The 9,173-nt window shown below is 64.5% G+C and carries 10 protein-coding genes; all 10 read right to left on the bottom strand.

Annotation, left to right across the window (positions count from 1 at the left end; genetic code table 11):
• Positions 1–189: ATP-binding cassette domain-containing protein (locus tag AC1DRP_RS33750; RefSeq protein ID WP_476770800.1), on the bottom strand; the 189-nt coding region annotated here is incomplete at its 3' end.
• 20 nt (positions 190–209) lie between these two features.
• On the bottom strand, positions 210–1,190 hold the full coding sequence (locus AC1DRP_RS33745; protein WP_476770801.1) for an ABC transporter substrate-binding protein: 981 nt from the start codon (positions 1,188–1,190) through the stop codon (positions 210–212).
• A 132-nt stretch (positions 1,191–1,322) separates the two neighbouring features.
• The gene (locus tag AC1DRP_RS33740) at positions 1,323–1,991 is read right to left on the bottom strand and encodes an RraA family protein (RefSeq protein WP_441490859.1); all 669 of its coding nucleotides are present in this window, start codon (positions 1,989–1,991) and stop codon (positions 1,323–1,325) included.
• A 12-nt stretch (positions 1,992–2,003) separates the two neighbouring features.
• Positions 2,004–2,624, bottom strand: coding sequence for a nitrilase-related carbon-nitrogen hydrolase (locus tag AC1DRP_RS33735; RefSeq protein WP_476770799.1), 621 nt, complete (start codon positions 2,622–2,624; stop codon positions 2,004–2,006).
• An 11-nt stretch (positions 2,625–2,635) separates the two neighbouring features.
• Positions 2,636–3,553: a LysR family transcriptional regulator gene (locus AC1DRP_RS33730; protein WP_441478019.1), complete on the bottom strand. Its 918-nt coding sequence runs from the start codon at positions 3,551–3,553 to the stop codon at positions 2,636–2,638.
• Positions 3,554–3,738: 185 nt separating this feature from the next.
• Positions 3,739–5,238, bottom strand: coding sequence for a M81 family metallopeptidase (locus tag AC1DRP_RS33725; RefSeq protein WP_476770798.1), 1,500 nt, complete (start codon positions 5,236–5,238; stop codon positions 3,739–3,741).
• 64 nt (positions 5,239–5,302) lie between these two features.
• The gene (locus AC1DRP_RS33720) at positions 5,303–6,148 is read right to left on the bottom strand and encodes an ABC transporter permease (protein WP_069880984.1); all 846 of its coding nucleotides are present in this window, start codon (positions 6,146–6,148) and stop codon (positions 5,303–5,305) included.
• Positions 6,145–7,077 carry an ABC transporter permease gene (locus AC1DRP_RS33715; RefSeq protein WP_441490864.1) on the bottom strand — a complete coding sequence of 311 codons (933 nt, stop codon included), beginning with the start codon at positions 7,075–7,077 and terminating at the stop codon, positions 6,145–6,147. The genes AC1DRP_RS33720 and AC1DRP_RS33715 overlap by 4 nt, the downstream gene beginning before the upstream one ends.
• A 36-nt stretch (positions 7,078–7,113) precedes the next feature.
• Positions 7,114–8,697: an ABC transporter substrate-binding protein gene (locus tag AC1DRP_RS33710; protein ID WP_441507084.1), complete on the bottom strand. Its 1,584-nt coding sequence runs from the start codon at positions 8,695–8,697 to the stop codon at positions 7,114–7,116.
• 41 nt (positions 8,698–8,738) lie between these two features.
• The coding region (locus tag AC1DRP_RS33705; protein WP_476770797.1) for a MurR/RpiR family transcriptional regulator at positions 8,739–9,173 on the bottom strand (435 nt) is incomplete at its 5' end.

Below are 9,173 nucleotides of genomic sequence, written 5' to 3'. Positions count from 1 at the left end.
CGCGGGCACGAGGCCCGCGATCATTCTCAGCGAAGTCGTCTTGCCGCAGCCCGAGGGGCCGAGGAAGGCGACGAGCTCGCCCTTCGGCACCTCGAGATCGAGATTGTCGACCGCGACGAAGTCGCCATAGCGCTTGGTCAGGCTCCGGATCGAAAGGAAGCCCTCTGGTGCATCGGTTCGGCTGGTCATGGTCGACATCCTCCTTTGGCTCAGCGGCTCAGCGGGATCACCTYGCGGCGCCACTGGTCCATGATCGGCTCGCGGACCTTGGCGAGTGCGATCCAATCCACCGGGATGACCTTGTCCATCGACTTCACCGCCGTGCGCGCGATCGCGGCGTCCGAGATCTGCGCCTTGGCATTGGTCGGCGCGTAGAACATCGCTTCCGTGAAAGCCTTCTGCGCCTCGGGGCTGAGCGCGTAGTTGATGAACTTCGCGCCGGCATCCTTGCCGGGGCCGCCGGCGACCTGGTTGACGGTGTTGATCTGGAAGACGCTGCCTTCCTTCGGCAGGGTCGCACCGAGCTTGCCGTTCGAGGTGTCGATGTTCACCTGCGCACGGGCGTTCCAACCGGCGCCCACCGTCGCCTGGCCGGAGATGATCGTGACATAGACCTCGGGCTTCGGCTCCCAGGTCTGCACGTTGGGCGCGATCTCGCCGAGCGCGGCGATGCCCTTGTCGACATTCTTGAGATAGTCGGTGCCACCGCGCGCCTTGTCGGTGATCAGCACGAGCGAGAGGCCCTGGATGTCAGGCATGCCGGGGATTGCGACCTTGCCGGCGAACTTCTTGTCGGCGAGGTCCATCCAGGACTTCGGCGTCTCCTTCACCGTATCGGTGTTGTAGAGCAGAACGAGGTTGTCGAAGGTCACGGCGACGCCGTCGACATCGGCAATGCGCGCGCTGGGGTAGAGATCGGCGACGTTCGGGGTGTTCTTCTCGTCGATCTTGGTGAGCAGCTTCTCGTCGGTCGCAGCCTTCGAGACCGAGACGTCCATGATCACGACATCGGCCTGCGGCGCGGCCTTCTGGGCGCGCAGGTTGCCCAGCATCTGGGCCGAGTTCGGCATCGGGAAATATTCGACCTTGATGCCGGGATTGGCCTTCATGAAGGGCTCGACCACCGCCTTGGTGTAGCGCTCCTGGAAGAGACCGGAATAGGCCATCACCGTCACGGTCTGCTGGGCCATGGCGGTGCTTGACAGGAGTGCGGTCGCGAGCCCGGCTCCGATCGCGATCTTGGCATATGTCTTCATGCGACTTCCCCTCTGTTTATGGTTGCGCGAGCGGCTTTGTGCCGCCCGCTTCGACATGTCGGACATTCAGACCCTGGCGAGCTTGCCCTCGACCATGGCGGTAGCGCCGGAGATATCGGGCAGCTTCTCGCCCTTGCGCAGGCGCTCGAGCAGGACGAGTTCCTGCTCCTGCATTTCGATGGCGCGGCGGGCATAGGCTTCGGCCGTCGCGGCCTTGAGGACGACAATGCCGCTCTCGTCGCAGAGCACGGCATCCCCCGGCTCGATCGTCTGGCCGCCGACGCTGACCGGAACGTTGATCGCGCCCTCGGTGCCGAGGATCTTGGTCGTGATCGGCGACGGACCGCGGCACCACATCGGCATGTCGGTCTTGACGATCTCGGAGAAATCCGTGGCCGGGCCGTCGATGACACCGGCAGCCACTCCGGCATTCTTCATGGCGTGGGTGACGACGCCGCCCCAGCAGGCATGCTTGGTGTCGCCGCAGCGGTCGATCACGACCACATCGCCCGGACGGACGAGCTTGGTCAGGTAGTGCAACGCGGTCGAATCCGCGTGTGGGATGCGGATGGTGACCGCCGTGCCGGCGATGCGCTTGGTCGGCAGCACCGCGCGGATCTCGCGGTCGACGAAGCCTGAATGCAGGACATGACCGATGGTCGCGACTTCGCATTTCTCGAGCAGCGCAACGAGGCTGGCCGGAATCTGCGCCGGCATGGGATTGACGATGAACATGCTGCGCTCCGGTCAGCCGATGACGTGATGATTGGCGACGGGGACCGCAGCGCGGACCTTGGCGGTGTAGTCGAAATCGAGCCTGGCGCTCGTCGTGCCGATACCGTCGGAAGCCTGGGCGGCGATATGGCCCCAGGGGTTGATGACCATGGAATGGCCGTAGCAGGCGTTCTTGCCCTGCGCATGGGTGCCGGTCTGTCCGGTCGCCAGGAACCAGGTCTGCGTCTCGGCCGCGCGGGCCCGGGCCAGCAGTTCCCAATGGTCCTTGCCGGTCATCAGGGTGAAGGCGGCGGGCAGCACGATCAGATCGGAACCGGCGTCGCGCAGCTTGCGGAAGAGCTCCGGGAACCGGATGTCGTAGCAGATGGCGCAGCCGACCGTGGCGTCCCCGACCTTATAGGTCACGACCTCCTTCCCACGCGAGACCATGTTGGACTCACGGTCTTGAGGTTCGCGGACTTGTCGTCCTGCGAGTTCATCTGGATGAGCGAGACTTTCAACGGCGTTCTCCCTGCAGGTGTTGCCGCAGCAGAACAAACGCGAGCCGGCCCGGCAAACGCGAAATTCTTGTTCGCCTCGACAAGAATTGCTTATGAGAACGCCAGCGCCATGCCCTGCCGTTTCCTTGGGCATCCGCMGTATGGTCAGTTGGAGGCCGCGATCTCGACGGCCATGTCCGCGATCAGCGCCGGTAATGTGTTGCCCGGATCATCGGCGAAAACCGCGTGGAAATTCAGCGGCGGCAAGCGCGCATCGACATCGAGAACGCGTAGATCACCCGTCTCCAGGAACTCCTGCACGACGACGCGCGGCAGCACGGCGATGCCGACGCCGTCGCGGATCAGCCGCGTGATGGTGGCGAGCGAGTTGGAGTTGAAGATGCGGATCGCGCTGGGGTCAACTCCCGCCGTTTCGATCACCCGCAGCACGGCCTGATGCGGTTGGGAGCCCTTTGAATAGGCAAAGATCGGATAGTCGACGAGATCGGCGATCGCGAGCCTGCCGGGCTTGAGGGGCAGCTTCGGCGAGGCGATCCAGAGGCATTCGAAGGTGCAGAGCTCGATATTGCGGATATGGGGAGCGACGACCGGCCCCATGACCAGGCCGAGATCGATCTGACCGTCCTGGATCTGGCGCGCCAGGTTCAGGCTGGTGTCGACGTTCAGGTCGATCGTGACGTTCGGATAGGCTTCCTTCACGCGCTCGATCAGCCGCGGCAGCCAAGCATACACGACAGAATCGATCGCGCCGATCAGCACCGTCCCGCGCTCATTGCTGGCGTCGCCGATCGTGCGCTGGAAGTCATTGACCATGCGCACGATCGCTTCCGCCTGCGCCAGGGCGCGCTGGCCGTGCGGTGTCAGGCTGACATTGCGCAGGTCGCGCTCGAACAGGCGGACGCCGAGATCACGCTCCAGGGTGGCGATGCGGTTGGAGACCGACGCCTGCGTGGTGCAGAGCTTGTCCGCAGCGACGGAAAAGCTGCGCAGCCTTGCAACCCAGACGAAGGTTTCCAGGAATTTCAGATTCACGTTGGGCCAGCCCTCATCCGCCTTGGTCACCCATCGACCATGCGAGCGCAACCGGCAAGCAACCGATGCGCGTGACATGAAGACCGATACAGCCGGACCATAGCGACCCGGTGGYGGGATGGCACGCAGGGATGCCGCTGGCGGGCCGCCAGCTGGCCCCGGAGTTGCGTGTCGCCGCTCCGAGGGACAGTGAGGCGCCGCGCCCTTATCTCAGGTCAGCCGGCGAGCTGCATGTCGCGGTCGAGCGGGAAGATCGGCCGGCGGACATGCTTGTAGGGCAGCTTGGTCAGGTCGGGCGTGCAGAGTGCACCGCTGTCGCAGACCACGACCTTGCCGGCGATCGGCTCGAAGGCGGCACGGAAATGCTGCATGGATTTCAGCCCGACCACCCGTTTCGCAACCGGGTCGATCCCGAAGGCGCGGAACTGCTGCAGGTCGAGCATCTGGGCCGGGAAGGTAGCAACGAGGATGTCGATGCCGCCGACACGCAGCACGGCAGTCGTGCCCCAGCTTCCCTTCAGCCCGCCGAGCATCGGCCCGTCACCGACGAAGTCGCCATCGCTCAACAAGAGAAGCGTGCCTTCGAGCGCAAGCGGTGCGCCCCCGACGCGCGGATCGGTCTTGCCGCCGAGCCGGATCGAGACGCGGTCACCGACCGCGTGGCGATGCAGCTCCTCGGCGGCTTCCGGATCGATGATCGGGCCGAAGCAGGCATCCTGGACGTCGGCCGCGATCATCGCGCGCAGCAATTCGGTGGAGTCGCCATAGCCGCCGCCGCCCGGATTATCCGCGTAATCGGCAATGACCAGCGGGCCGTCCTTGGAGTCGAAGGCATTGGCCTGCCGGGCCGCCTCCTCGACCGTGAGATAGGTGTTCACGCTCTCGAAGCGCCGCGTCCACATGTCATGGACAAGCTCCTCGGCGAAGGCGTGGTGGGCGGACAGATCCCCCTGCCCCGTCACCAGGACGGTCGGGCCGACCTCCTCGATATCGGCATTGCCGAAGGCGCCGTTGACGCTGACGGCGAAGACATCGGGCTTCTGCTCATAGGCACGTGCCCGCGCGATGCGCTCGACCATCGGCCCGATATCGGTGCGCCCGCCATTGATCTCTTCCAGCATCGGGCGATGGGCGCGAATGGTGACCGGCCTGATTTCGCCGGTCATGGCGCGCTGCAGAATGCCGGCGGCCTGCCTGGCGCAGTCGCGCACATCGACATGCGGATAGGTCTTGTAGGCGACGATGATGTTGGCGAGCGCGGCCATCTTGGAGGTGACATTCGCATGCGGATCGAGCGTGATGCCGATCGGCAGGTCCGGCCCGACCACGGCGCGCAGACGCTCCAGCAGTTCGCCCTCGCCATCCTGGTCGAACTCGGTGACCATGGCGCCGTGCAGGCCGAGCAGGATGCCGTCCAGCCGGTCCTTGTTCTGCTTTGCGGCCTCGATGATGACGCTGGCGATCCGCTCATAGGCATCGCGCGTCACCGGCCCGCAGGGCTGCGCCGAGGCGCTGATCGTGTGGATCACCGTCCAGCCATTGGGGCGGCCGATATCGAGGAAGCCGGCGATCGGCGTGTTCGCCTCGCTGCGGGCCGCAACGGCCTCGTCGCCAAGCTGGATATTGCGGGACGCGAAGGCGGCGTAATCGGCCGGCTTGCGGCTGAACGTATTGCTCTCATGCGAGAATTCGGCGGTCAGGACATTGAAGGACATGGCGCTTCCTCATACGTTTCTTCTGGCGGATCGGAACGGACAGTAAGCGGCGGACGGCAGGGTCTCAGCCGTCCCGCAGCGGCCGGCGAATATCGAGCGCCTCGATCAGGGCATCGCCGAACAGGTTGATGGCGATGACCGTCGCCGCGATGACGAGGCCGGGAAATATGATGATCCAGGGTGCGATGAAGATCTGCGCCGTACCGGAGCTCATCATCGCCCCCCAGCTCGGCAGGGGCGGCTGAGCGCCCAGGCCGAAGAAGCCGAGCGTAGCCTCGAGAACGATGGCATCGCCCGTCGCCAGCATTCCCGCCACGATCACCGGCGTGATCGCATTCGGCAGCAGATGACAGAACAGGATGCGGGCCGGGCTGGCGCCGATATTGATCGATGCCTCGATGAAGACTTCGTTCTTCAGGGTCATCACCTGCGCCCGCGTCAGGCGCGTGAACTGGGCGAGATAGGCGATGCCGATCGCGATGGCCGTGCTGTGCAGACCCGGACCGAGAATGGCGATCAGGATCAGCGCCAGCAGGATTTCCGGGAACGACCAGGTCAGATCGACGATGACGGTGACGATCCGGTCGAAGACGCCGCCGAAATAACCGGCGGCTGCGCCGAGCGATGCGCCGACGGCGACCGAGAGCGAGATCGACAGCACGCTGACGCTGAGCGAGGTGCGCGCGCCCTGGATGATGCGGGAGAGCAGGTCGCGTCCGAACTCGTCGGTGCCGAGCCAATGGGCGGCCGAGGGTGGCGAATTCGCCAGGCTCAGATTCTGGCTCGCATAGTCATAGGGTGCGATCCAGTAGGCGAGCAGCGCGCAGAGCACGAGCCCGAGGAGGAAGAGCGCGCTGAGCGCTCCCCGTGGCGAACGCGCGATCCGCGCGGGCAGCGAAGACCGGCTCATCGGGCACCCATCACTTCGCGCAGCCGCGGATCCATGGCTGCCTGGACAAGGTCGCCGAGCAGCGTGCCGAGCATCACCGCGATGGCGAGCATCAACAGGCAGCCCTGGACGAGCGGATAATCGCGCTGGCCGAGCGCGGTGATCAGCAGCGATCCCAGCCCCGGCCGAGCGAAGACGAACTCGACCGTGACCGCGCCGCCGAGGATCCAGCCGATGCGCAGGCCAAGGATGGTGGCGACCGGCATCAACGCATGCTGCAGGACATGGCGGAGCTGGATGCGCCAGAACGGCAATCCCTTGGCGTAGAGCACGCGAACGAAGTCGCGATTGGCCGTCTCGATCATCGCCGCACGGGTGACGCGGGCGATCAGCGCAGTGCCGCCGATGCCGATGGTCAGCACGGGCAGGACGAGCGCCTCCCAGCTGCGCGCACCGGAGACCGGGAACCACTCGAACTGGACCGCGAACATCAGGATCATCAGCAGCCCGAGCCAGAAGCTCGGAAGGGTCGAGCCGAGCAGGATCAGCCCCATCACGGCCCGGTCGAACAGGCTGTCGCGAAAGGAGGCGGCGAGCACGCCGACCGTGATGCCGATGATCGTGGAGAACATGAAGGCGAGCCCGCCGAGAGCAAGGCTGTGCGGCAGGTTCTCGGCGATCAGCTTCGCCACCGGCTGGCGCAGCACGATCGCATCACCAAGGTCGCCGGTGACGACCTTGCCGAGCCAGCGCAGATATTGGGCAATGAGGGGCTGATCCAGCCCGTATCGCGCAATCATCTGCGCCTGCTGCTCGGGCGACGACCCGACCTGGATGATGTGGTCGAGCGGGTCGCCCGGCACGAGATGGATGATCAGGAAGATCACCAGCGACACGGCCAGGAAAACCGGCACGAGCAGAAGCAGTCGCTTGATCGCGAATTGAAGCACGGCGCCCTCTCCCGCTCGAACCGGTCCGCGAACCCGTCAGTTGACGGGTTCGATATCGACGATCGACTGGCTCGACAGACCCGAACCGCGGATCTTCTCCGGCATGGTGACGCGCTTGCCGTGAGCAAAGAGCTGGACCGGCTGGTAGATCGGCGCGAACGGATACTGGGACAATACGTATTCGTGGTACTTGGTGAAGTTGACGACGCGCTCATCCCAATTGCGCGACTTGTTCATTGCGATGTCGTTCAGCTTCTCGGCCTCGGGATCGTTGAACATCGAGACATTGGGATAGCCGAGGCGCTTGGCGCTGAAGAACCAGTCGACGATATCGGCATTGGTCCAGAGATAGGCGCGGACCGCGAGCTGGTGGTCGGTCTTCTTGCGGTATTGCGAATTGATCGTGCTGGAATCGAGGATCGTGATGTCGGCTTGCATGCCGACCGCCTTGAGCTGGGCTTGAAGAACCTCGGCCAGTCGCTTGAATTCCGTGCCATTCTGGGCCCAGAACTTGACCTGGAGCGGCTTGCCGTCCTTGACGCGGATACCGTTGGGGCCGAGCTTCCAGCCGGCCTCGTCGAAAAGCCGCTTCGAGCGCTCGGGGTCGTAGCTGATCTTGTATTTCGGATCGACCTTGGACTCCTGCAGCGAGGAGATCAGGAAGGTGTCGGCCACTTCGCCGAGCCCGCCATAGAGGCTCTTCATGATCTCCGCCTGGTTCACGGCGAAGGCGGTCGCCTCGCGAACCTTGATGTCGGTGAAGGGCTCCACGCTGGTGTTGATCGGCATGTAGACCAGCTCGGTGCCCGGGATGGTCACCACCTTGATCGACTTGTCCGCCTGCATGCGCGGCAGGAAGTCCGTGGGGACGGCGACGATCAGGTCGGCGCCACCGGTCTTCAGCTCGAGATAGGCGGTCGATTCCTCTGCGATCTCACGAAAGGTCAGCTTCTTGAACTTGGCCGGCCCCTGGTTCTTCGAAAGGTCGGAGGCCCAGGCATAGTCGTCATTGCGGACCAGCACGGTCTGCTGGCCGACCGTGAACTGCTGCAGCTTGTAGGGGCCGGTGCCGACGGCCTCGCTGACGCCGAACTTGTCGCCGAGCGCCTGATAGGATTTCGGCTCGGGAATGCACATGAACGAGCTCGCGAGGTTCGAGAGCAGGTTCGGGTCAGGGTTCTTCATGTGGAAGCGCACGGTGAGGTCGTCGATGACCTCGACGCGCTCGATCGCCTCGACGGTGAAGGCGTTCTCGGTGCCCTTGAACTGCGGCACCCACCATTCGATCGTCTTGGCGTTGAAGGGCTCGCCATTGTGGAACTTCACGCCGGGCTTGAGCTTGAAGGTCCATTGCTTGCCGTCGGCCGAAGTCTCCCACGACGTCGCAAGCTGACCGTGGAAGCTCTGGTCGGCATCCTGAAGGACCAGCCGGTCATAGATCAGCGTCGTCGCCGTGTTCAGCTTCGTCGCCTTGATCGGATTGTAGGTCGGCGCGCCGACCCAGCGTGCCGTCAGCACGAAGGTCGCTTCCTGCGCGACGACAGCCGACAACGCTCCCGAGATCGCCGTCCCGGCCAGCGCGAGAGCCAAGGCAGCTCCGCTCACCTTCATCTTCGTCATGACGCCATTCCCCTCTTTTTTGATTGATGTTGGGTCTTCGTTCACTCGACGGGGCCTGAACCATCCCCCACATGCCCCGTGAATCGGCTGTAGAGCGTCGCCATCCTGTTCAGGCGCTCCTCGACGGACGGGCCGAGTTCGATGAAGACGCTGTTGACCAGGAGGCTGCCGAGGCTCGCCATCTGCGCGGTCGAGTCCCAGAACTGGTTGAACTCGGTCGAAACCACGAGAACCTCGTCGACGAGGTCCCGGCCCCAGTCGCAGAACGCGTCGGTCACGAGCGTGGTCCGGATGCCGGCCTGCTTGGCTTCGCGGGCCAGCAGCTTGGCCATGCGCGAGTAGCGGCGGGCCTCGAAGATCACGAGACAGGGCGACGGTCCGCCCGAAAGCAGCAGCTCGGCGAAATTGCCGCCTGCAAGATCGATGAGATGGACGCCCTCGCGTAGGTACTGGAGCTGGTTGGCGAGATACTGGGC

The organism is Allobosea sp. 01N443, assembly GCF_056399325.1.
Note: the sequence above shows the minus strand (reverse complement) of the source record. Positions and strands in the feature narration are given on the sequence as shown.